We start from the raw sequence: 23,130 nt of genomic DNA, 5'->3' as shown, positions 1-23,130 counted from the left end.
CCCCGCTTCATGTTCGTATTGAGGAGAAATGGGGATGGCGGGTCGCCTCCGACACCCCCTCCGGTTCGCTACGCTCACCTACGGGGGTGTCGCCACTTCTCTCCTGCTTCATCCGACAACTACTCTGACACAGGGGGCATCAGCCATGAACCATTATCCAGCATCCAGTAACCAGAATGAAACCCCATATCTTCAGAGAATATGATATCCGCGGAACGGTCCCCGACGAACTGAACCAGGCCACCGTCCGCCTGCTGGGGAATGCCATGGCCGCCTATTATCTGGACCGGAGGGCCACGCGGATTTCCCTGGGACGGGATTGCCGGCTCAGTTCCCCGGAACTTGCCGCGTGGCTTGCCAGTGCCTTGATTGCATCGGGGATGGAGATCGTGGATATCGGCATGGTCCCCACGCCCCTCCTCTATTTTTCGGTCCATCATCTGGGCCTGGACGGGGGGATCCAGATCACCGGAAGCCACAACCCGCCGGCATTTAACGGCTTCAAGCTATGCCTGGGGAAGATGCCGGTTTACGGCAAAGAGATTCAGAAGATCCGGCGGATCGGCGAAACAGGAAATTTCAGGACCGGGACCGGGAATCTCGAAAAGACCGATGTGACAGAGGCCTATATCGACTATGTAGCGGAGAACATTCGACCAGGGCCTGTCCGGCGGAAGGTGGTGGTGGACGGCGGCAACGGGGCGGGCGGTCCGGTGGGTGCACGGATCTACCGCCGTCTCGGCTTTGAAACACTCCCGCTCTTCTGCGAACCGGACGGCGCCTTTCCGAACCATCATCCCGATCCGACCATTCCGGAAAACCTGGAGGCGCTGATGAAACGGGTGACCGAGGCAGGGGCCGACCTCGGCATTGCCTTTGACGGCGACGCGGACAGGATCGGGGTCGTGGGTCCTGAAGGGGATATCATCTGGGGCGATCAGTTGATGATCATCTTCTCAAGGGACCTGCTGTCACGGCATCCGGGCGCCGCGGTCATCGGAGAGGTCAAATGCTCCCAGACCCTGTATGACGATGTGGCGGCCCACGGGGGCCGGGCCATCATGTGGAAGGCCGGTCATTCGCCGGTCAGGCAGAAGATGAAGGATGAAGCAGCCCTGCTGGCAGGGGAGATGACCGGACATATCTTTTTTAAGGAGCGGTATTTCGGGTATGATGACGCCATCTATGCAGGGGCGAGGCTCCTGGAAATCCTTTCAAAGACCGACCAAAGCATAGAGGCCCTGTTGTCAGGAGTCCCACCCATGACCGCAACCCCTGAGATCCGGATAGACTGTCCCGATGATCGAAAATTTGAGGTGGTGGCCGCCATTACCGAAGAATTCAGGAAGACCTACGAGGTGATCGACATTGACGGCGCCCGTATCCGGATGGACCGGGGCTGGGGACTTGTCAGGGCCTCCAACACCCAGCCCGCACTGGTGCTCCGGTTTGAGGCAACGGACCCCACCCGCCTGGAGGAGATCCGCAGGATCTTCATGGACCAGGTGGAGAAGCGACTGCGCCACCACCGGACAAGCCCCTCCTGAATCTCATTTCCGCCAATATGACCCGGACCTCCTTCCCCTTGGACCGCAGGGTCCTCTTGCGGGCCGTGATGTGGAAACGGTGGGATACCTGCCTGAAAAACTCCAGGCTGGTCTTTCGCACCCCTTCCGCCAGAATGATTTCTCCCGAAGGTCTCAGGCAGGTTTCGAAGAGCTTCAGGATCGCCTGGAAATCCGTCTCCTTGTAGATCACCTCCGACCCTACAACAAAATCAAAGCGTCCGTCTAACTGCGGCCGGGTCCAGTCCAGTCGGGCGACTTCAATGGCTGCGGCATCCTCGCCAGAGAGATTCGCATGGACATTGGCCCTGGCAAAATCGAGGGCATCTGAATTGTATTCCGTGATGGTGATCCGGTGCCCGAAGGCAGCGGCCACAATGCCCACAACCCCCACGCCGCATCCGATCTCCAGAAAACGCCTCTCCGGATCCACCGGCATGGCGGCAAGATGGTCCGCCAGTACAATGGAGGCCTCCCATATCTTGGCCCATAATGGAAAGTCCTTGAAGACATCCCCCTGATCCACAAATCCATCAAGAGATTTCGGCACAAAAAATCGAAACCGGCGATCCCTGATCATGAGATCCGCGGTATCGGTCTCGTATTGACGGTGAAAGGATTCAAGAGAAAACATATGCGCCGGATGACCTCCTGCTGATCCTGAAAACCCTGATACATCCAATCAAGGTCATTGAAGCCGATGCCCCTGTTATCATTCCGCGAACCGGATGGCATTGCATGCAGATGACCGTAATACCCGCACAGGGAGATGTCAAGCGTTCAGGAAAATGTGGTGTTATGACCGGACACGGCGGTCATTGGCGTGTGCGGCGCAACATGGGAGTTTACATTCAGCGGGCCTTTGTGGTAACGATATGAATCCGTTGCCCATTGGGAGGGGGTATGATAAAGGGAATCCGAACCGCCTGCTGTCTCCTGTTGCTGGTTTTTCTCTTCCCCAGCGGGTCCATGGGAGAGCAGGCAAATGAAGATACCATTACGTGGCTGGTCCTGGACCTGCCGCCCTTTTTCGTAACAAATGGGCCTGACAAGGGGAAAGGAGTTGCCGACCGGATTCAGCAGATGGTGAGCGACCGGCTGAAAGGCTACCGGTCTCGTACTCAGGTGGCCAATGCATCCCGTATTGCCCGGGAGCTTAGGGAGGACAAGAGCGTCTGTTTTGCAGGCGAGTTTTACGGCAATCCGGACTTCCTGACGTCTGCCCCCACCATCGCGCTTCTTCCCCACAATGTCATCGTCCGGAAAGAAGATGTCCATCTCTTTGGAGACGGCAAGAAAATCACGCTGAAAGAACTCCTCCAAAACAAGGATCTGATACTTGGAACAGCAAAGGACCGGCTGTATGGCCCTGAACTGGACCATGTCTTGAAACCCTATGCCGAAGTAAAAAACATCTATAGAAGAAGCGGGAAGGATACCCTCGACGGACTCCTGGGGATGCTCCTGAAGGGGCGGATTGATTATCTGATCGAATATCCGATGTCGATCCGGTATGCGGCAAAAAGAGCCGGCGTGGAGAACAGGATCGCCATGATTTCGATCGAGGAGAATTCGGGTGCATCGCTCATCAGGGGGGCTATTCGATGCCCGGACACCGAATGGGGCCGCCGGACGATTCATGAGATCAATAAGGTGCTGTGGGAACTGCGGCCGTCCCCCCAGTATCGAAATATCGTTCGGGACTGGGCCGTGCCGCCGGGGAAAGCGGACGAATACTGGAAGATCTACGAAGACCAGATCCTGAATGTAAGGGAATAGAATGGATTAATAGGAGAATCGGGGGCCGATCGCTGCCGGGTGGGGGGACCCGCCCCGTTGACGAATGCATAGGGACATACGGGTATTTGCAGGGCCGGCCACCCATCGGCCAAAAGTGACCATGCCAAGGAGGATGCGATGAAAGAAATGGATACGCTTTTGAAAACAGTGAGCGATGGTTTGAAGATACTGGCCCAAGGGGTCAGAATCATCGCCGACAAGCTGGAGACCTTTGCAGAACAGCACCAAGAGGATGTGGCCGAATCGCCGGTCAAGCCGGTTCCGGTCCACGAGACCCAAGACAACGCCTCCTCCGGAAAAACGCCCGGGAAGGCCGCAGGGCGGCCGATTTCAAAAGGAAAAAAAGCTGTCTCCGCGTCCGATAGGGTGTATAAGGCCATGAGTCGTATAAACCGGCCTGTGGAGATCGCGCTGCTGGCGGAGAAAACCGGCCTTAACAAGAAGCAGGTCCAGAACGCACTTTATAAGCTCAAGAAAGAGGGCAGGGTGGAAAACGTGAGCAAAGGCGTTTACAGGACGATGGCATAGCGAAGGCATCCATGAACGGTCGTCTGTTGGAAAAACATCTTGTGGTACGGCGTTCTGCCCGAAGGTTCTGTGAGACCGAACTGAGGCCCATTGCAAAGGAGATCGACCAGGAGGCCCGTTTCCCGTGGGAAGCGGCAGAAAAGATGGGGAGGCTCGGGTATTTCGGAATACAGGTACCTCGGAAACTGGGGGGCGCGGATCTCGATTCCGTGAGCTATGCCATTATTATCGAGGAAATTTCAAGGGTCTGCGCGGCCCTCGGGCTGTGTGTGACGGTCCACAACAGTGTGGCGGTGTATCCGCTCCTGGCCTTCGGGTCGGAAAAACAGAAACACGAATGGGTACCTCCCCTTGCCCGGGGGGAAAAGATCGGGGCCTTCTGCCTTACCGAGCCCAATGCCGGATCTGACGCGGCCGGGATCGAGTCGACCGCTGTTCGGGACGGGCAAACCTATCTGGTGAATGCCAACAAGGTCTTTGTGACCAATGGGGGCATTGCCGATACCTGCCTGATCTTTGTTCGTACCAATCCGGGGGCCGCCGGCCGCAAAGAGATCAGCGTGGTGGTGGCCGAACGGGGGATACCGGGGTTTGTGGTTGGGGATCTGGAAGATCTCTGTGGAATGCGGGCGAATCCGGTCAGCTCTATTCGGCTGAACGACTGCCGGGTTCCCCTGGACAACCTTCTTGGAGAAGAGGGCCAGGGTCTCAGGATCGGCCTTGCCGCCCTGGATACGGGCAGGATGGGGATTGCCGCCCAATCGACCGGGATTGCCAAAGGGGCACTGGAGGAGACCCTCCGCTATGCCAAGCAGCGCCGCCAGTTCAGGGTCCCCATTGAAAAGCACCAGGCCGTCCAGATGATGATGGCGGATATGGCCACTTTAGTGGATGCCTCCAGGCTCATGACGTACCGTGCCGCGGCCTTTCGGGATATGGGACGGGCCTTTTCCCAGGAATCGGCCATGGCAAAACTGTACGCCTCGGAGGCCTCGTGCAAGGTCACCGACTTGGCGGTCCAGATTCACGGGGGGTACGGGTATTCCAAATGGTACCCGGTGGAGCGGTATTACCGGGATGCCAGGGTGACCCGGATTTACGAGGGGACCTCCGAAGTACACCGGATGGTCATTGCCCGGGGGCTGATGGGGTGATTGGCGAATCGCGGAAAAGATGTAGACGCCTTCCACTGACATGACCCGATAGTGGAATCATCCAAATGAATGGTTGTCTTCCAATCGCTTTAGGCATCTTAGCTCACTTTAGGCACTTTAGGCACTTTAGGCACTTTCTCTCATGAACATCATTATCTGTATAAAGTCGGTCAGCATGACCACAGACTCGGCAGGCGCGCTTCGCTCTTACGATTCAATGGAGGTGAACCCGTTTGACAGACCTGTCATTGAGACGGCACTTTCCTTGAGAGAAGCCCGGGGAGGCACGGTGACCGCGCTCTCCATGGGACCTGAGTCAACCCTCTCCACCCTTGCCGAGACACTGGCCATGGGCGTTGACCGGGGAGTCCTGGCCTGTGACCCGGCCTTTGCAGGATCGGACACCCTTGCCACCGCTACCGTGTTGGCTGCCGCCATAGGCAAACTGGGCCCATTTGATCTGGTTCTGTTCGGAATGCGGACCGCGGACAGCGATACCGGGCAGGTAGGTCCCCAGACCGCTGTTTTCCTCGACATCCCCCTGGTGGGACTGGTCCATTCCATCGAGACTGTGGACGGGGGCCTTCAGGTTGACCGGATTGCGGATCATTTTTCGGAGCGCTTTGAAATCGCTTTCCCAGCGGCACTCACCATCCATCCGGGGACCATTCGACCGAGGGAGATCGATCTCGCGAAAATTGGGCCCGCCTTTGAAGAACAGAAGGTAATATTCTGGAATCTGAATGACCTAGGCCTGCCTCCGGAACAGGTGGGCGATGGCGGATCTCCCACCCGGGTCCGGTCTATCTCAAGGATAACCCGCCGGAAAACCTGTGAATTTCTTAAAGGGAGCCCCGCGGAACAGGCAGATGAACTGGTGAGGCGATTGACTGAGGGAGGATTGCTTGGGTAGGACCTGGATGCTGGTCGTAGCGAAGCGGAGATCCCGCTGAAGAGCGGGACTGGATACTCGATACTGGATGCTGGATTGTGGATGATGGCTCATGGCTGACGGCTCACTAGCTTAATCCCGCTTTCCAGCGGGACTTATCAGCTTACCCTCTGTTCATGGGCATGGCGCCTAATGCCTTGCGCCTGTCTCAGACTGATGATTGTAAAATGAGTGCAACTGTGACAAATGATATCTGGGTCTTCGGAGACCTGAGAGATGAAAGGCTGTTCGGATTCAGCCTCAATGTGCTGGCCAAGGCCCAGGAGTTGTCTTGCCGTGTCAAGGGGAAGACCGTTGTGGTCTGCCTGTGCCCGCCGGAAGATATTCCCATGGACGCCCGGTTGGCCGGATCCCACGTGTCAATAGAGGATGCAGAAAGAGAGTGGATCGCCCACGGTGCTGATCTGATTTACCGCCTCGAAAACAAGGCCTTCAGCCTGCCGGAATCCGACGCCTTTTCGAGGGCCCTGGCGGATTTGGTAGGGAAACGCGGCCCCATGCTGGTTCTGTTCCCCCTCACCGATTTCGGAAGGGAGACGGCCGCCCGGACCGCCGGTATCCGGAAGGGGGGGTTGATTGCCGACTGTGGGGATCTTCGGATCGATGCAGAGGGGATCGTAGGGGATTGTCCTGCCTGGGGGGGCCAGATCATGGCCGAAATCACCTTTTCAGACCCGGGGGTTACCGGATTTGCAACGGTTCACCCCCATGTGTCTTCCCCGGTGGAGATCCATGGCGGGCCGGGGACGGTTGAACGGATACCCATCGAGGAGATAACCGAAAGGAGAGGGGTTAAACTTCTCTCCTCTTCGCCTGAACCGACGGAAGGCCGACGCCTGGAAACGGCCGAGACCGTCGTCGTGGGGGGAGCCGGATTGGGGACCATGGAAGGGTTCGGGCGGGTCAGAGAGCTGGCTGCGGCCCTTGGCGGCGAGGTGGGGGCAACCCGGCCCCCGGTGCTGGATCACTGGGTGGAGGAAGAGCGGATGATCGGGCAGACGGGCAAGTCAATAAGGCCCAATCTCCTTTTCTCCATCGGTACCTCAGGGGCGGTCCAGTACACCGCAGGCATAACCGAGGCCAAAACCGTCGTGGCCGTCAATCGTGACCCCGATGCGCCCATCTTCCAGGTGGCGGATCTGGGGATTGTGGCGGATGCCAGGACCTTTTTACCGCTCCTCACTGCCCGGGCCAAGAAGACGGTGATGCGTCAACTGGCAGATGCCCTCACATACGATAAGGGTGTCCAGGCAAAGGTTTCCGGATTCGGAGAGAAAATCGGAAAGCTGAGGCAGGCCCAGGCATGGTCCATCGAAAACCTGGCAGAGGCGACCGGTCAGACCCCGGACTTTATCGCCCGGGTGGAATCGGGGGAGATCTCCCCGCCCGTGAGTTTTCTGCTGCGCCTTTCAGGGGCACTGGGCGTGGATCCGGGGACGTTTCTTCACAAGGAAGAACAGGCAGCCATTCGGGATCAGCGCGTCCAGGCCTTTGTGAAACGGACCCGCAGTTATTCCTACCAGACCCTGACGCCCGGGGCCGAAAAGAGCCATTTGCGGGCCTTTATGGTGACCATCGAATCCCATCATGACCACAAACCCGTGGAATACCGGCATGAGGGCGAGGAGTTCATCTATGTCATGGCAGGGGATCTGGAACTGACCCTGGGGGGAAAGGCCCATGTGCTCAAAAAGGAGGAGTGCATCCATTTCAATTCGGACATCCCCCACAAGCTCAAGAGCCTCTCCAACGAACCGACCCGCTGCCTGGTCATGCTGTATACGGTGTAGGATTGAGGGATCCAAGAATTGAGGAATTGAGGGATTTAGTGCCTTATTTCCTGGTTTTCTGTCACAAAAAGCAAGAAAATCCTTTTTTTCTTTGTGTCTCTGTGACTCTGTGTGAGACATTTTTTGGTTGTGGTTGTACCGCGTTAGGGATTAAGGGATTGAGAATTGGCGCCATAACTTGAAAGGGAAAAAGGAACTCCTCATGACAGTCATTTTTTTTCTGATCCTGATCACCGTCTTTCTGTTTTTTCCCCTGACTACATACATCCTCTTCTGGTACGAGACGGCCAATTCGGCCTACAAGGATGACCTGGCCCGGTTATCCAACAAGAAGACCGGGAGTTGGATCCTGCGGGGACTTGCTTCGAGCGTGCTGAGCCATATGGTGGTCATCGGCTGCTATCCGCTTGTCTTGATTCGAAATCTATGGCGACCGGCCCCAGGCGCCGGTTCGTCCTCTCCGCCGGTGATCCTGATCCATGGGCTTTACCACAATGCCAGCGCCTGGATACGGTTCAGAGGGGCCCTGAGACGGGAGGGATACGACAGGATATATGCCTTCAATTACAACAGTTTCCGCCCGGATTTTCAGGAAATCTCCGGCCGACTGGAGGAGTGGATCACAGAGATCAGCCGCGCATTTCCGGGAGAGTCTGTCATCCTGGTGGGGCACAGTATGGGGGGCCTTCTGGCAAAGGCCTATGCCGCAAGAGATGATGCTTCCAAGGGACCTTCGGTGAAGGCCGTCGTTACGCTGGGAACACCGTTCGGGGGGAGCAAGGCGGTCGTTTTCGGGATCGGAAATCTGGCAAAAAGCCTGGCCTGCGGGAGTGCGCTGATCCATGAGCTGGAAGGGAGACAGGTCCCTTCCGAGGTGCCCTCTATTGCCTTCCACTCACCCGTGGACAATATGGTGCTTCCTGCGGAATCCCTCAACCCTCCGTCCGGCTGGAGAGATGAACTGACCGATCCCATCTGCCATGTGGCCATGCTCTACCACGGCCCTACGATCAAACGGGTGCTGAATCAGATGAAGCGCGGGGTCGTTCCCAGTGATGCCTGAAACGGGCAATCGGACAACGCGTTGCCCCGGCTTTGGGCTGGTTTTTCCAAAAACCCAGAATCCGGTCCCCGCCTGACGGGAAAGCGCATGTGCTGTTGAAGCGAATACAGGTTGGGTGGAGCGGATGGAAATCCAACGTCACCTTATGGAACAACGAGAGGAGTCTTCGATGGACCCACATCTCACTTTCTCCAAATCATCTGCATACGAAAAGGCGTATCCGGGCCTTGCCTTCGGTCTTGCCCTGATCACCGGGTGCCGGAATTTTCCGAATCCTCCCGGATTTGATCAACACAAGCGGAAGCTGCTTCGAAAGATGCGCCGGCGCGAGACCCTTAAGGAGATCACGGAACGGATCGAGACCTATGACCGGTTTTTCAAAGGGTTCGGGTTTGAATGTCCCCTGCCCGGGCACCTCAAGAGGACGGTCAACAGCGGATTCCCCAGATATAATCTCATGGTGGACGCCCATTTCATGGCCGAGATGTGCGCGGGGATCCTGGTGGCGGTGACTGATTTCGACCGTTTTGATGGAGACCTGACCCTGGACGTAGCAGCTGCAGGAGAAATTTGCCGGGGGATGGGCGGCCAGGTGTTTGAGACCAAGGAGGCCGAGATCGTACTGAGAGACCAAAAGGAGATCGTCTGCGTCCTGTGCCAGGGGGCCGATGAAAAGACCCGGGTCACGGACGATACCCGAGACGTCCTCTTCTACGCCTATGCCGTCCCGGGCATCGATGGAGAGCATCTGAAGACCGGGCTGACCATCGCGGCCGAGGCCATGTCCGGGTTCGGCGGGGGAGTATTACGGGGAGTCGAGCTTTATTAATAGCTGAAAGGAGGGAATGAGCATGAAATCGCAGAAACGCATATCCAGCAGGGCACTTTCTTTCATCTTTTTCTCTTGCATCGGACTGTTGCTGTCCATAGGTGTTCCGCCCGGCCTGTACGGCGCAGAGTACGTCAGTCCGGAGGACAGGGAAATCTATTTCAAAGCACTGGAAGACACTGAAACCGCTACCCAGGCCGAAGTCGTCCGAAATCTTCTGGCAATTGTTCCCGGACAGAACTGGGCCAATTATAACCTGTTGCACGGAGACAGCATTGCATGGGAAAATCCGGAGAAGCCGGATAATTCCCGAGTCCTCGTGGTTGCATTCATGAATCGAAATGACTTTGAACAGTACTATCAACCCAATCTTGGAAAGGAATATGACCTGCAGAAGGCCATCTGGGTGACCGTGGTTCCGGAGCTGAAGAACTACCTGGTAGGCAAGGCCTGTCCTCCCACAAACGAGCGTATTCGACAGGCCCTGGGGCTGAACCCGGCATACTCGTATGAGGCACTGGTGGAGATGTACATCAAGCCATCAGACCTTTTCCGACCGAGTCCGGACCCTGAGATCACCGACCACCAGGCAGAGCTGGCCACCAAGCTGGACTATTCCATCTGGGTCTTTCCATCGGACCAGAACCCATTTCTCAAGATCGACGAGGATGCCCTTTTCCTCGATTCCCCATGGGATTGGAAGGGGGCCATTCCCTTCAAGAACTGGTTCATGAACCGGGCCGAGACCATCTACGATCGGCAAGGAGAGGATGTCGCCAACTGGGGCTACCCATGGACCCGTCTGGGATATACCTATGACTGGGGGAACCCGGACGATCACGTGGGGCTGAGTGAGTTTGTGGTACGTGTGGACCCCTATCAGGGGAAGGTCAACGTAAAACTGGTCAGGGGCATTCTGTACGGCGAGGCCTCATGGGATGCCTACTTCCGGTGCGGACCAGCAGCCCCCCGACTGACCATCGCCAAGTCAGAAAATGGGGTGACCCTCTCATGGCCCTCGGTCAGCGGTGCCGATGGCTACCAGGTTCTCTATTCGGCCTCGGAACGAGGGGCGCCCTTTACGCCGCCTTTTAAAAACGAACTGGATCTGGGAGACGCGAGCAGCCTTTATGTGGAACCGGCCCCCGGGGCGTGCTTCTATGCGGCTGTACAGGGTTATAATCAGCAAGGTCTGGGCGACATCTCCAATATCGGGTATATCTATATCCCTACCCCATAGTGAGGGAGACGGCGGTGCCCCATTTATAGAAAACCCCATTTCTTGCTGGTGGGCGGAGCGGGTATCGGCAAGAGGGGCAAGCCAGAGAATCATGTCAGCTTCGAGAACCTGGTGCACCCTATGGGGCTCATTTTGGCCCCGAAAAGTCCGATATCGGCCCTGAAAACACCTATTTTTGGAATTTTATTCCCGAATAATCAATATGTTAGCTTGGTCCGACCCAATGCCAACAATGCCAAAATCAAATTATTTAGAGGTCAGCGGAAGCCCTGGCTACCACTGACCGCCGTCGTTAGGCCCCATTATTGGTCTAATCTACCCGGACCGATGGCTCACTAATGGAATGGATAATCGGTGCTGCAATACTGTTCGCAATTCTCGCGGCGTTGTCGCGACCACGGAAGTGTGGCGTTTGTGGTTTGCCTCTCAAAAAAACATATTACACGTGGCAAATCGAAGGCAAGAAACAAAAACTATGCCCGAAGTGTAATACGCAAATGGAGCGCAGGGTCAGCAAGAAGGCGTTTAAGCAGAGGTTCGGTTAATCGTGGGTTAGGCAGCCCAAATACCTAGAGGGTCGGAACCCCGACCGAAAGGATGGCTCCCATGGATGCAGATATCGATTCGATCAAGGCTCAAATTGCAACGCTGCGCGATGACATCAACGATCTTGAAGCTCAACTGCCGACATGGAACGCGAACAACTTGGCTGGCGCTAAGCGTCCAAGACTTATCGCCCGCAGGATTGTGCGGTCATCCCAGCGCCTGGAAACTCTCGTGAAGGAGAACACCTTCTCGCCCGGCACCTAGCTCCTGAGGCCCGATTAGCCCTCGAATGGGCTGCCCAACGAGTCGTTCCACCGGATCGCTAACGCTCCCGGTGAACTCCGTGTTATCCGCGCGGAAAAATTTAGGCAGATGCGTCGGATTGGATAGACTGAATAGCGTTCTGTGCCGCATGTACCAAGAATGAAGACCTTGACATACCCTGTTTTTTCGCAGCGGCATCGATCTGTTTTAACGTCATTTCAGGTACGGTAACATTTACCCTGACGGTGCGGGGTTTGGCATCAGGTACCGAAACGACCAAGTAGGCGATTGCATTGGTGTAATCGGGGTCGGTCATAATTTCTTCGAGCCTAGAGGGAGCAGGCAATTGATCACCGTCTTCGAGCATGCCATGGATATGAAGGCTTAGAGCTTCTTGAGCCATATCCTTGGCTTCGTCGATATTTTTTCCAGCGGTGATGCATCCGGGAAAATCCGGAAACGATACGCCGAAATCTGATTTGGTTTCTTTATGAACGATAGCGATATAGTTTGCCATGGTAATACCTCATCTGAATTTAATACCTGACTGGCGCTCGATACTTTTTAATGTGCCAATTGGTATGTCTTTTTGGGGATGCGGAACGGTAACTCGTCCTTTTCGCTCTGGATGCCGGAATTGGGTGTGAGAACCGGTTTTGGCAATTTCATACCACCCATTTTGTCTGAGAATTTTGATGATTTGGCGGCTATCCATAGTGTGTATTAATACACATTGTATTATGGCTTGTCAACCGTAACCGGATGGGCGTAGCTGGGGTCGGACCAAGTTAACTTGTTACTATTACGTGGAATTGTCTTCAGACGGTCCTTGTATTTTGGCCTATATTGATTTTTTTGAGTGGTAAATCAGCGAGATAGCAAGATAGCGATTGATCTGATGGCGAGAGCACAACGGCACTATATACCTGAGTGGAGGATTTCCTTGGGAATGGAAGGAATATTCGAGATGACAAATGGACTAAGAGCATTGCCGTCGGAAATGGAAAGTTTGTTGAAAGAGTAAAATCATTGATGGGCGTATTGGCTATTGGGCGAAAGAGTATTGAAGCAGGAAAATCATGTCAGCTTCGAGAACCTGGTGCACCCTATGGGGCTCATTTTGGCCCTGAAAAGTCCGATATAGGTCCTGAAAACACCTATTTTTGGAATTTTATTCCCGAATAATCAATATGTTAGTTTGGTCCGACCCAATGTCCCCAATGCCACAATGCCATTTAGCATGGGAATCTTATGATTTTATGGACGCAGACCAGAATCTGCATTATACGAAGAGCTTCAAAACATAGAAGATACGCCAGAAAAATCAGTTTAGGAATATGGGAGATACGGGGGGTGTTAACATGAGTCAAGAGCAGACCCCTCTCTTATCCCAACTGTAGGGAGCAGAAGGAAAGATGGAGAGCCCTGAGATTCAATACGTACTTGACCAAGCCTGCGCTGAAATCGAGCACGCCCGGTCATGGCCGACCAAAGTCATGGCGTTCTATGTCGCTATCAATTTTGGATTGGTGGGCGCATTGATCGCGCTCAGAGCCAAGACCTGTTCTTTTTCGCTCCCGCCCACGGTTAAGTGGATAGTCACAGTTCTGCTCATAATTCTTGCGCTATGGGTGGTTCTGATTCTGCTCAAAAACCACAAGAACTACTTGATGAGCCGCAATTTGCAGATACTGGTCCAACAAAAATTTCTCGCAAAGCGAAAGGAAGAGCTAGCATTACCCGATGACTGGTTCCAACGAAACGAAGTGTGTGGGTGGACCCGCGTTTTCGGGTGGGGTCTATACGTGTACATAGTGCTGCTCGTAACTGCACTTGTCATCGTGGGAATATGGGTAATTCCCTATGCTCCCTAATTGGTGGTTCAACGCGGACTTGCCGACATAGCTCGTCGTCCACGCACCGCGCCCGTTGCTGTTCGTGTTCGCGTGACGCATCGTGCGGCGGCACGCCGGTTAACGTTGGGCGTCAAAATACAAAGGAGGACAAAATGAAAATATCTACTTCAACATCATTAGTAATATTGATTATGTTTATAGGATCAACTGCATTGGCGCAGCCGATAAAGGCAACAACTGCCGACGGAGGTAGTGTAGTCACTGAGTTAGCCTATGGCATAAAGGTCAACAAGAACTCTACTCTTCGGCGCGCTTGGGTGGTGTTGAATGATCCTAGTTGTCCAATTCAGCTAATCAATGCTGGTATAAACACCCAGCATGGCGACCGCGAATACAATTATGTCCCAACTGGATCGGCAAAAGCCTCTGATGCTATCTCGGCATTGGAGATAAGGTAACTTTTGTATGATGTTTTTGGCGACCATATGAAAACCTTATCAGCAACCGGGGTGACAGATGCGGCAGCAAATGCTGAGATACCGCTAAAGGAAATGGGACGCTGGCGAGCCTGGGAGGATGAGGTTTCGGAGCTTTTGACTGTAGTCGTCTTTGTCGCTCAGGTACGAACAGTTGACGGGATGGTATGGCGATATCAAGATAAGCCAATCAGTGAGGAGCTAAATAGGGTAAAACTTAAGGTAACAACTGGCGTTCTAGATCCAACCAAACAAAACAAGTGAGAGCGCCCAACGAATCTCTTCCAGCGGATCGGAAAAAGCCGCGCCCGCTGAAGAGTACGTTATGCCTACATCCTTCATCTGCTGGATGTTTCATAGAAAAAGTCAAGGATAAGTACGTTAGCCTTTGCAGGACGCGGTCGATATAGGACCCAATAACAATGCCAGTAAGATTTTCCCAAGGCTGGATAATCGCTAAATTGAAAAAAACCATATGTTGTTGGCGCAGGAATCGTCAGAGTCGATTCATAGGAATGAACGGCCAGTTGGCTATGTAAGGTTATATCAACGTTTTGGTGGCCCAAACTTTTCGAGGTTGCCAAAAGATCTCTCAGCACCCAGGTAGTTGTACAATGGAATCCGTCTAAAAGTTCGCTCAAGAAACCGGGGCCGTGGATATCACAGGTTTTGGGTTCGTCCACACTCATCCGGGTTGTGCAAGCCAATAGTTTGGCCATGGGGCGAATCTGCTTGACATAACCAGCACTTATTTGAGATTCTTATTCTCATTCAAACATTCGCCTTCTTACAGGCCAGTCTGTGGGGGGCAGGTCATGAAAAGTCAGGAAGAACCGCTTCGAAATCACAGGGATTGGTCGAAAGAAAGATTCCACCCTCCCACCTGTATCCCCCAAACCGCCGTGCCGATCCTGGCTGTCCCCAATAACCAGTCACATCACCAAAGAAAGAGGTTGGACCCAACACGCCCTCCTCCCAAAGACCCTTCACCAAACCGAGGTGCCAAAATGGATAGATTCTTCAGAGTTGCGGTGCTGCTAACAATCATCGCCGTCCTGGGAGTGCCCATTCCCTCCTTCGCTGGCCCCCTGCCTGACACCGGCCAGACTAAATGTTACAACAACACTGAAGAGATAACCTGCCCCCAGCCCGGAGAAGACTTCTACGGACAGGACGGTAGCTATCTCATCAACCCACCCTCCTTTACCAAACTGGATTCTGACGGGAATGACCTGCCGGATTCAGCAACTGAATGGGTCATGGTCCGGGATAATGTGACAGGTCTGATTTGGGAGGTGAAGACAGATGATGGGTCGATTCATGACAAGGATACCTGGTATACCTGGCAGGATGCCCAGGATGTCTTTGTCGCATCTTTGAACAGCACCGGTTTCGGCGGACATTTGGATTGGCGGCTTCCCACAATCAAAGAACTAGCATACATCGTAAATTACGGGAAACACAATCCGGCAATAAACACCACCTATTTTCCCAACACGATATGGTCCACCTGGACACCTTACTGGTCATCTACTACCGCTGCCTACAGTACCAACCGCGCCTGGAACATCGTTTTCCCGGACGGCGACTACAGCAGCCGTACTAAGTCGGATAGCAACTATGTGCGGGCCGTGCGTGGCGGAGAGGCTGGATCATTTTATAATTTGGTCATTAACGACGATGGTACGGTTACGGACATGTCCACCGGACTCATGTGGCAGCAGGCCACTGCCGGTCCCATGGCGTGGGATGCAACGCTTCCCTATTGCGAGGGCCTCACCCTTGCAGGATACACCGATTGGCGCCTGCCGAGCATCAAGGAGCTCCAGTCGATCGTTGACTACGATAGATACTCTCCCGCTATAAACACCAACTACTTCCCGGACACGGTGTCGTCCGATTATTGGTCGTCTACTACCTTTGACTTCAGTAGCAGCTACGCATTCCGCATCAATTTCGGTTTCGGCAACGGCGGTTACAATAGCAATAAGTCTAGTGGCTATTATGTGCGTGCTGTGCGTGGCGGACAGAATCGAATCTCGGGGCATTTGGTTATTTTGACGCCAGCTCAGGCTTCTGCCTGGAGGGTTGGAAACCCGATGTCTATTTCTTGGGAAACGCAAGGAATTGCAGGGAATGTTCAGCTATCCATTTCGCGGGAAGGGGGAAAAGAAGGGACATTTGAGATCATCGAAGAAACCACGCAGAATGATGGCTCCCACAACTGGACCGTAACCGAGCCTGTTTCCGTCAACTGTGTACTCAGAATAGAGCCTCTATCCGATATATCAAAAGGGACGATTCAAGGGCTTTTCACCATATATGGCCCTCCTACGGTGAGCACCGGCCTTGCCTCATCCGTTGGTTCTGAGTCAGTGACTCTCAACGGGACCGTGAACCCCGGTTTCGTTTCGGCCACGGCAGTCTTTGAGTGGGGTACAGATGTAACTTATGGAAATGAAATCTCAGCAACGCAGGACCCCCTTACGGGCTACACAGACCAGAACGTCAGTGCGGAACTGACCGGACTTTCGCCAGGCACGACTTACCACTACCGGGTCAAGGCGACGAACACCGCCGGGTCTTCCTACGGCGGCGACCAAAGCTTCATTACAACCAACTCTGGCAACATAATCAACATCCCATCTGATTATTCAACAATCCAAGGAGGAATCGATGCAGCATCAAATGGCGATACTGTAATGGTTGCTGATGGCACATATAAAGGTGAAGGCAATAAGAATCTGGATTTCAAGGGCAAAGCGATCACGGTTCAATCGGAGAACGGAGCTGAAAAATGTGTTATTGACTGTGAGAATGAGGGGCGAGGATTCTATTTTCACAGCGGAGAGGGAGCTGATTCAGCGGTAAATGGATTTACTGTCACTAATGGTAGTGGCATTTTTGACTTTCCTGGGGGCGGTGGGGGGATTTGCTGTTACTCAGCCTCTCCAACCATTATGAATTGTGCTATTCTTAACAATACCACCTATTACACTGGGGGGGGAATTTACTGCAACTCAGCCTCTCCCACGATTACAAAATGTAATATTAGTAACAATGGTGCTCGTCTTGGTGGTGGCGGAATCGACTGTTCGTCTTCATCCCCAATCTTTAACAGCTGTTCTATTAGAAATAATTTTTCTGCCTTCATGACGGGGACTTCTGGTGGAGGAATCCGTTGTTCGTCTTCATCCCCGACCTTTACCAACTGCACGATCAGCAAAAATTCTGCTAGTGGCTCGACAAGTGCGGGACAAGGCGGTGGTGTCTATTGTTCGTCTTCATCCCCGACCTTTACCAACTGCACGATTAGTAACAATACTGCCTATCAATCTGGATCGGTTGAAACAGAAGGCGTTGGAGGAGTTTACTGTGCCGATGCTTTATCATTGCCCACCATTACCAATTGTATATTGTGGAATGATACCGAAGATGAAATATTCGGTAATCCTGACGTGACATACTCTGACATAAAAGGTGGTTATACAGGATTGGGCAACATTGACGCTGACCCGCTTTTTGCGGGCGGCGGAGCTTATCAATTGACCGCAAGTTCCCCCTGCATAGACCGGGGCACATCGAGCGGAGCACCGAGCACGGATATTGACGGAGAACCCAGACCCCAAGGTGCGGGATATGATATGGGGGCATATGAATACTTTCTTGCGTCCTCGGTCCCCACGGCTACCACCGGTTCAGCAACTAACATAAATGCCAGTTCAGCAACATTAAATGGCACATTGAATCCCAATGGCGCGAGTTCTTGGTATTATTTCGAATATGGAACTACCACGAGCTATGGATCAACCACAGAAAGCGCAACTGCTGGTGCCGGAACGACTTCGGTATCAGTGAGCGCCGATATTTCTGAGCTTGAAGTGAACACCACATATCATTACCGGCTTGTAGGCGCAAATAGCGCTGGACCGGATTATGGGAGAGATCAGACATTCGTCACCTCTCCTGCAGCCCCGTCAGTGACCACTGATTCAGCAACATCTGTGACAACCAACTCTGCCACGTTGAATGGCAGTGTCAATCCTAACGGTGCAAGTACGTCCTATTATTTTGAATATGGAACAAGCACGAGCTATGGCTCAACCACAATTGTCACAGAAATTGGATCAGGGACAAGTGCTGTCTCGGTGAACGCCGTTATCAGCGGACTCGAATTAGGCACCACATACCATTTCAGAGTTGTAGCAACAAATAGTGCGGGCACGACCAATGGGGACGATCAGAATTTCACGACGGGTACTTTGGCCCCTACGGTTAGCACCGGTTCAGCGACTTCGGTGACTTCCAGTTCAGCCACGTTGAATGGCACTGTCAATCCAAACGGCGCAAGCACCACCTACTATTTTGAATACGGCACCACAACGGCCTATGGATCAACAACCATAACCACAGGCGCCGGCTCAGGGACGACTGAAGTAACGGTAACTGCGAATATCACGGGTCTCAGTTCAAATACCACATACCATTTCAGATTTGTCGCAACAAATAGTGTGGGCAAGACTAATGGAAGCGACCGGACGTTTTTCACCTCAACAATACCGCCTGTTGCGCCTTCGGTAACCACAGGTTCGGCAACCTATATTACATCCACTTCGGCAACTCTGAACGGCCAGGTAAACCCCAATGACTCGAGCACCGAAGCCTATTTTGAATACGGCACCACAACGGATTATGGGTACGTCACAACGGCCGAAAATATTGGCTCGGGTTCCAGTTCCGTATCGGTGAGCGCCACCATAACAGACCTTATCCCTGACACCGCTTACCACTATCGCCTCACCGCCACAAACAGTGAAGGAACCTCTTTCGGAGACGATAAAATCCTTTATCAAGAGCTGATTTACGTTTCCCTCGATGGGACGTGTGGTGGCAACACGCCCTGCTTTTTGAGCATACAGAACGCCATTGATTCGGCGACTTCCTGTTCTTTGATCAGGATATGTGAAGGGGCCTTTGATGAGGATGTTATTGCGGATCAGGTTTACGGGTTAATCCTTTCCGGGGGGTGGGATTCCACGTTCACCGTCCAGGGTTCCGAGACAGTTATCCATTCTTTAACCATTACGGAGACCGGGGGGTCTGTTGAAACCGACAATATCGTGCTGCAATAATCTGGTTTAATTTTGTGAAAATAGCGTCAAACATGAAATAAGCATCAACAAATAGAGGGGGTTATCATGAAAAGAGCAAGAGAGAATTCGTTGGGAGTTTTGCTGGCAATCCTGGTTTGTCTTGCCACGCCCATTTTCTCCATGGGGGCCGACAAACTGATCGTAAGGGATGAGGGAGGGGCGACGACCTTCAAAGTAGAGGACGATGGTTCCGTAGCCTCGGCAGGCAGGTTGTTATCCAATGGAGCCTCGGTTTGGGGCAGCGCGCCTTTCGTTCTCGGACAGAACTTGCTTAACCGGGGAATCGTTATCACGGACAAGGCGGCGAGCAATCAGAAGAATATCTATTTCGGATGGAATGTCGGGTCATCCCACGACTATGCAGAGATATTTGCCCTCCAGGAGGGGGTTGCGTACAAGAACCTGGTCTTGAACCCAAATGGCGGCTGCGTCGGCATCGGCGCCGTCAGCCCTGCATATCCCCTGCAGATGGGTAGCGGTGCCTATGTTTCAGCGGGCGGTGTATGGACGAACGCATCCAGTAGGGAATATAAACAAGATATCAGGCAGTTGACGGGCGATGAGGCGATGAACGCATTGAAAGGGCTCAGGCCGGTGAAATTCAGCTACAAGGCAAAAACAGACGAGACCCATGTGGGGTTCATCGCCGAAGAGGTGCCGGATCTCGTGGCCACGAAGGACAGAAAAGGGATGAGCTCGATGGATGTGGTTGCGGTATTGACCCGGGTGGTTCAGGAACAGCAGAAAGTTGTCCAGGAACAAAAAGCCACGATTGCCGAGCTTTCAAGAAGATTGGCTGTGGTTGAAGAAGGGATAAGGCCAGAATGATGTTTTTAAGATGCGTGGACATGGGCATGCTGGTAAAAAAGTAAGAAATTTTCTGTTCAGCCCGAATTCATGGCACACGGAATACATTTGAAATCAAAAAGGGTTTGGCCAATCCTGGCGACATCATCGATAATGCCAGGACCTTGGTTCCCCTGTTGGGTCCGGGCCGGGAGTTGCCATATGAGAGGTTCACAGCAAGTGAGTCAGATCTCCCCGGATCTTATGAGGAGCCCTTTTTTTGTAACCAAAAGAACGTGAGGGGTGTAGAATATAGAAGGAAGCGGCTTGACAATGTGTGAGTGCTGGTCCGGTTAAGATTGGCATTTGTGACAGTCTTCTCGGTAACATGGGAGGTTTTCGCCTCTATATCGGGGCGGAGTGGAATGCCGGGTTATCCCGGTTGCGAAATGGAGAAACACCATGAGAATAATAGACCTTCGTTCCGACACCATCACCCGGCCCACGCCGGCCATGCGGCGGGCCATGGCCGAAGCAGAGGTGGGCGACGACGTGTTTGGAGAGGATCCGACCGTCAACCGGTTGGAGGCGATGGCCGCTGAAAGGCTGGGCAAGGAGGCCGGCCTTCTTGTGGTGAGCGGGACCATGGGGAATCTGGTTTGCCTGCTGACCCACTGCGGCCGGGGCGATGAGGTCCTGTTGGGGGATCGGTCCCATACCTTTTTTTACGAGCAGGGGGGGAGCGCGGCCCTGGGCGGGGTTCATCCCCGGACCCTCCCCAACCAGCCGGACGGGACCCTGGATCTCGGGCACATCGAAGGGGCCATCCGGCCGGACAATATCCATTTCCCGAGAACGCGGCTCATTGTGCTCGAAAATACCCACAACCGGTGCAGCGGCAGCCCGCTGACTCCTGAATATATGAGGGCCGTGGGGGACATCGCCAGTCAACATGCTCTCAAGATCCACGTGGACGGGGCGCGGATATTCAACGCAGCCGTGGCCCTGGGCGTGGTTGCGTCGGACCTGGTCGCGGAGGCGGATTCCGTGACGTTCTGTCTGAGCAAGGGGCTGGCCGCGCCGGTCGGGTCTGTGGTGTGCGGAAGCCGCGACTTCATCAGGGAGGCCCGGCGGGCCCGAAAAGTGGTGGGGGGCGGCATGCGCCAGGCCGGCGTGATTGCGGCCGCGGGCATCGTGGCCCTGACCGAGATGGTTGACCGTCTGTCTGAAGATCACGACAATGCCCGCAGGCTGGCGCAAGGGCTGGTGGATGCAGAAGGGCTTTCAGTCGATCCGGGGAGCGTCCGGACCAACATCGTGTATATGGATATCACGAAGGATGGTCTTTTGTCAGCGCATCTGGCGGAACTGCTCGCCGGAGATGGCGTGCTGCTGCTGCCCACCGGACCGCGGCAACTGAGGGCGGTGACCAACTACCACATCGCCAGGGACGACGTGGATCGTGCGGCTGACGTGATCCGGACGGTCCTAAAGAGGGAGGGACCGCCCGAACCTTATTGATCAGGGACTCATGCCCTATCGGGGGGAAACACTCGGCAGCATCTCCTGGGGGTGTGTCAGGAGAAATTCCCCTTTTTCTATCCACTCCTTGAGCAGGGTTGCAATCTCAAGGGCCCTGATATGGGAAGAGATGGGCACTGTTGGGACCTCCAGATCATTATAGCGGATCAGACCGCTCTTCAGCTCCGCATAACTCACCTGGCGCAAAGATCTCGCTTCGCCTTTCGGGTAGTCGTTCCCATAGTCGATAATCTGGGTGTAGATGTCTTCGTCGGATACCCCGGTATAGCGGGCCATATCCGAATTGAGGATGGGAATCGGCACGCCCAGACCCATTGCAAGCGAACAGCCGTATCCCAGCATACTGACCCCCACCACCCATCTGGGATTCATCTCCTTGAGATTTCCCGTGACCATTAGGGTACCGGCCCCGCTCAAGGGAACGCCGTTCTTGCCTCGGGGCGCATGGGGATTGTGCTGGGACCCCGGCCCGATAACATATCCTTTACCGCCGCCAAGAAAAATCCGTGTGCCCAGACCGATCGTCTGATAATAGGGATCATTGAAAAGGGGACTCAATTCCCCGGACGTGGCATAATTGGCATTCCCCCCGTTGGGCTTCAGTACTCCCATATAGGTATAAATGGTCTTATTGGTCAGGTTGATGGCGCAATTATAGTTCTGGTAGGCATTCCTGGGATTCAGTAATACGGCATAGGGGAGGTCCTCGATGGTAATCCTCTTTCTTAACTCGCGTTTGGGATAGCAATCGGTACCATAGCCTTCGGCCCTCAATTCCACCTTCTTCCCTGCCACCAGATCCTGAAGCACATGCCCGCCCCCGTATTTGAATTGTCCCGGATGGACCCTGTTCAGGGGATCGTCTTCGCAAGGCTCTGTAGCCCCGATATATGCGTCGACAGCGGCGATGCCTCCATAAGCCGGAACGTCGTTCAGCCATACCCGGGATGCCCTGATGCCCGGTTTGGTATGCCCGAAATTGATGAAGGCTCCGGACGAGCACATGGGCGAGAAGGTCCCGGTGGTAACCACGTCTATTTCGCGGGCCGCCTTTTCCGGGCCCTTTCTCTTGACGATATCCGTCATCTCCTTGGCCGTCACTACAACGACCCGGCCTTTTTTGATCTTCTGATTTATTTCGTCGATTGTTCTGGAGAATGCTTTTTTTGTCATGGCTGATTCACCTCCCACCCCTTAAAAACGGATTCCGGCTGCGCCTTACGTTTGATGTGCGTCGGATGGTGCACTGCATATGGGTACGGTCCCGGGATGTGGGTGGCATGATACGGCTTAATGGTTCCTCTGACAAGCAAAAGTTTAGGCTCCTGTTGGACTTCGGTTTTGAATCCGGGTGCCGGACGGCCGCCCTGAGATGCACCGCCCAGGAGGATTATGGGCTTATCGCCATATCGTTGTTATTACAAAAAAGAGAATTATTGAAAGATGTTCTGGAATTCCGATATAAGGATTAAAAATTTTTTAATTTTTTTTCAAAAAAGCCCATTTTCTTGATTTTACGTCCAGTTTTCCCATTGCGATGAGAAGGGGCCTGAGAGTGCGCAGGACGCACGGTAGTCCACGATCCG

At 53.8% G+C, this 23,130-nt stretch carries 20 protein-coding genes; 16 read left to right on the top strand and 4 right to left on the bottom strand.

What is annotated here, in order from left to right; genetic code table 11:
- The first annotated feature begins 176 nt into the window (after positions 1 to 176).
- Complete coding sequence (locus K9N21_21945; GenBank protein ID MCF8146580.1) at positions 177 to 1,547, top strand: phosphomannomutase/phosphoglucomutase; 1,371 nt, start codon at positions 177 to 179, stop codon at positions 1,545 to 1,547.
- On the opposite strand, the gene K9N21_21940 is transcribed toward K9N21_21945, so the two are convergent.
- The gene (locus K9N21_21940; protein ID MCF8146579.1) at positions 1,495 to 2,199 is read right to left on the bottom strand and encodes a methyltransferase; all 705 of its coding nucleotides are present in this window, start codon (positions 2,197 to 2,199) and stop codon (positions 1,495 to 1,497) included. The genes K9N21_21945 and K9N21_21940 overlap by 53 nt on opposite strands.
- Before the next feature lie 269 nt (positions 2,200 to 2,468).
- Between K9N21_21940 and K9N21_21935 the strand changes: the two genes are divergently transcribed.
- The 9 genes from K9N21_21935 (at position 2,469) to K9N21_21895 (ending at position 11,731) form a co-directional block, all read left to right on the top strand.
- A complete protein-coding gene (locus K9N21_21935) occupies positions 2,469 to 3,344 on the top strand; it encodes a TIGR02285 family protein (protein ID MCF8146578.1) in 876 nt (291 codons plus the stop codon).
- A 138-nt stretch (positions 3,345 to 3,482) separates the two neighbouring features.
- Positions 3,483 to 3,893: a hypothetical protein gene (locus K9N21_21930; protein MCF8146577.1), complete on the top strand. Its 411-nt coding sequence runs from the start codon at positions 3,483 to 3,485 to the stop codon at positions 3,891 to 3,893.
- A gap of 11 nt (positions 3,894 to 3,904) precedes the next feature.
- Positions 3,905 to 5,047 carry an acyl-CoA dehydrogenase family protein gene (locus K9N21_21925; protein MCF8146576.1) on the top strand — a complete coding sequence of 381 codons (1,143 nt, stop codon included), beginning with the start codon at positions 3,905 to 3,907 and terminating at the stop codon, positions 5,045 to 5,047.
- 142 nt (positions 5,048 to 5,189) lie between these two features.
- Complete coding sequence (locus K9N21_21920) at positions 5,190 to 5,960, top strand: electron transfer flavoprotein subunit beta/FixA family protein (protein ID MCF8146575.1); 771 nt, start codon at positions 5,190 to 5,192, stop codon at positions 5,958 to 5,960.
- 218 nt (positions 5,961 to 6,178) lie between these two features.
- Complete coding sequence (locus K9N21_21915; protein ID MCF8146574.1) at positions 6,179 to 7,789, top strand: FAD-binding protein; 1,611 nt, start codon at positions 6,179 to 6,181, stop codon at positions 7,787 to 7,789.
- Between the two features lie 202 nt (positions 7,790 to 7,991).
- A complete protein-coding gene (locus K9N21_21910; GenBank protein ID MCF8146573.1) occupies positions 7,992 to 8,852 on the top strand; it encodes an alpha/beta fold hydrolase in 861 nt (286 codons plus the stop codon).
- Positions 8,853 to 9,021: 169 nt separating this feature from the next.
- Entirely contained in the window at positions 9,022 to 9,681 is a 660-nt protein-coding gene (locus K9N21_21905) for a hypothetical protein (protein MCF8146572.1), read from the top strand.
- Between the two features lie 22 nt (positions 9,682 to 9,703).
- Positions 9,704 to 10,921 carry a hypothetical protein gene (locus K9N21_21900; protein ID MCF8146571.1) on the top strand — a complete coding sequence of 406 codons (1,218 nt, stop codon included), beginning with the start codon at positions 9,704 to 9,706 and terminating at the stop codon, positions 10,919 to 10,921.
- 606 nt (positions 10,922 to 11,527) lie between these two features.
- Positions 11,528 to 11,731 carry a hypothetical protein gene (locus K9N21_21895; protein MCF8146570.1) on the top strand — a complete coding sequence of 68 codons (204 nt, stop codon included), beginning with the start codon at positions 11,528 to 11,530 and terminating at the stop codon, positions 11,729 to 11,731.
- A gap of 100 nt (positions 11,732 to 11,831) precedes the next feature.
- Here K9N21_21895 and K9N21_21890 read toward each other — a convergent pair whose 3' ends face one another.
- Positions 11,832 to 12,248 carry a type II toxin-antitoxin system HicB family antitoxin gene (locus tag K9N21_21890; GenBank protein MCF8146569.1) on the bottom strand — a complete coding sequence of 139 codons (417 nt, stop codon included), beginning with the start codon at positions 12,246 to 12,248 and terminating at the stop codon, positions 11,832 to 11,834.
- A gap of 9 nt (positions 12,249 to 12,257) precedes the next feature.
- Positions 12,258 to 12,446 (bottom strand): type II toxin-antitoxin system HicA family toxin, encoded by a 189-nt coding sequence (locus tag K9N21_21885; GenBank protein ID MCF8146568.1) that lies wholly within the window; start codon positions 12,444 to 12,446, stop codon positions 12,258 to 12,260.
- Between the two features lie 700 nt (positions 12,447 to 13,146).
- Between K9N21_21885 and K9N21_21880 the strand changes: the two genes are divergently transcribed.
- The 6 genes from K9N21_21880 (at position 13,147) to ltaE (ending at position 21,523) form a co-directional block, all read left to right on the top strand.
- Positions 13,147 to 13,605, top strand: coding sequence for a hypothetical protein (locus K9N21_21880; GenBank protein MCF8146567.1), 459 nt, complete (start codon positions 13,147 to 13,149; stop codon positions 13,603 to 13,605).
- 134 nt (positions 13,606 to 13,739) lie between these two features.
- The gene (locus K9N21_21875) at positions 13,740 to 14,045 is read left to right on the top strand and encodes a hypothetical protein (GenBank protein ID MCF8146566.1); all 306 of its coding nucleotides are present in this window, start codon (positions 13,740 to 13,742) and stop codon (positions 14,043 to 14,045) included.
- A gap of 3 nt (positions 14,046 to 14,048) precedes the next feature.
- Complete coding sequence (locus K9N21_21870; GenBank protein MCF8146565.1) at positions 14,049 to 14,327, top strand: hypothetical protein; 279 nt, start codon at positions 14,049 to 14,051, stop codon at positions 14,325 to 14,327.
- A gap of 743 nt (positions 14,328 to 15,070) precedes the next feature.
- Positions 15,071 to 19,195 carry a DUF1566 domain-containing protein gene (locus K9N21_21865; GenBank protein ID MCF8146564.1) on the top strand — a complete coding sequence of 1,375 codons (4,125 nt, stop codon included), beginning with the start codon at positions 15,071 to 15,073 and terminating at the stop codon, positions 19,193 to 19,195.
- A 66-nt stretch (positions 19,196 to 19,261) separates the two neighbouring features.
- The gene (locus K9N21_21860; protein MCF8146563.1) at positions 19,262 to 20,044 is read left to right on the top strand and encodes a tail fiber domain-containing protein; all 783 of its coding nucleotides are present in this window, start codon (positions 19,262 to 19,264) and stop codon (positions 20,042 to 20,044) included.
- 420 nt (positions 20,045 to 20,464) lie between these two features.
- A complete protein-coding gene (ltaE, locus tag K9N21_21855; protein ID MCF8146562.1) occupies positions 20,465 to 21,523 on the top strand; it encodes a low-specificity L-threonine aldolase in 1,059 nt (352 codons plus the stop codon).
- A 15-nt stretch (positions 21,524 to 21,538) separates the two neighbouring features.
- On the opposite strand, the gene K9N21_21850 is transcribed toward ltaE, so the two are convergent.
- Positions 21,539 to 22,717, bottom strand: a complete 1,179-nt coding sequence (locus tag K9N21_21850) for a homocysteine biosynthesis protein (GenBank protein MCF8146561.1) — start codon at positions 22,715 to 22,717, stop codon at positions 21,539 to 21,541.
- Between the last annotated feature and the right edge of the window lie 413 nt (positions 22,718 to 23,130).

The organism is Deltaproteobacteria bacterium (assembly GCA_021737785.1).
Classification (GTDB): Bacteria; Desulfobacterota; DSM-4660; order Desulfatiglandales; family Desulfatiglandaceae; genus AUK324.
The sequence above is the reverse complement of the archived record's forward strand: the minus strand, read 5'-3'. Positions and strand labels throughout refer to the sequence as shown.

Excerpts from the sequence above, each read along its gene's own strand:
- K9N21_21860 (MCF8146563.1), top strand. The coding sequence starts at position 19,262 with ATGAAAAGAGCAAGAGAGAATTCGTTGGGAGTTTTGCTGGCAATCCTG.
- K9N21_21935 (MCF8146578.1), top strand. The coding sequence starts at position 2,469 with ATGATAAAGGGAATCCGAACCGCCTGCTGTCTCCTGTTGCTGGTTTTT.
- K9N21_21865 (MCF8146564.1), top strand. The coding sequence starts at position 15,071 with ATGGATAGATTCTTCAGAGTTGCGGTGCTGCTAACAATCATCGCCGTC.
- K9N21_21890 (MCF8146569.1), bottom strand. The coding sequence starts at position 12,248 with ATGGCAAACTATATCGCTATCGTTCATAAAGAAACCAAATCAGATTTC.
- K9N21_21920 (MCF8146575.1), top strand. The coding sequence starts at position 5,190 with ATGAACATCATTATCTGTATAAAGTCGGTCAGCATGACCACAGACTCG.
- K9N21_21880 (MCF8146567.1), top strand. The coding sequence starts at position 13,147 with ATGGAGAGCCCTGAGATTCAATACGTACTTGACCAAGCCTGCGCTGAA.
- K9N21_21940 (MCF8146579.1), bottom strand. The coding sequence starts at position 2,199 with ATGTTTTCTCTTGAATCCTTTCACCGTCAATACGAGACCGATACCGCG.
- K9N21_21875 (MCF8146566.1), top strand. The coding sequence starts at position 13,740 with ATGAAAATATCTACTTCAACATCATTAGTAATATTGATTATGTTTATA.
- K9N21_21930 (MCF8146577.1), top strand. The coding sequence starts at position 3,483 with ATGAAAGAAATGGATACGCTTTTGAAAACAGTGAGCGATGGTTTGAAG.
- K9N21_21905 (MCF8146572.1), top strand. The coding sequence starts at position 9,022 with ATGGACCCACATCTCACTTTCTCCAAATCATCTGCATACGAAAAGGCG.
- K9N21_21900 (MCF8146571.1), top strand. The coding sequence starts at position 9,704 with ATGAAATCGCAGAAACGCATATCCAGCAGGGCACTTTCTTTCATCTTT.
- K9N21_21850 (MCF8146561.1), bottom strand. The coding sequence starts at position 22,717 with ATGACAAAAAAAGCATTCTCCAGAACAATCGACGAAATAAATCAGAAG.
- K9N21_21910 (MCF8146573.1), top strand. The coding sequence starts at position 7,992 with ATGACAGTCATTTTTTTTCTGATCCTGATCACCGTCTTTCTGTTTTTT.
- K9N21_21895 (MCF8146570.1), top strand. The coding sequence starts at position 11,528 with ATGGATGCAGATATCGATTCGATCAAGGCTCAAATTGCAACGCTGCGC.
- K9N21_21945 (MCF8146580.1), top strand. The coding sequence starts at position 177 with ATGAAACCCCATATCTTCAGAGAATATGATATCCGCGGAACGGTCCCC.
- ltaE (MCF8146562.1), top strand. The coding sequence starts at position 20,465 with ATGAGAATAATAGACCTTCGTTCCGACACCATCACCCGGCCCACGCCG.
- K9N21_21885 (MCF8146568.1), bottom strand. The coding sequence starts at position 12,446 with ATGGATAGCCGCCAAATCATCAAAATTCTCAGACAAAATGGGTGGTAT.
- K9N21_21925 (MCF8146576.1), top strand. The coding sequence starts at position 3,905 with ATGAACGGTCGTCTGTTGGAAAAACATCTTGTGGTACGGCGTTCTGCC.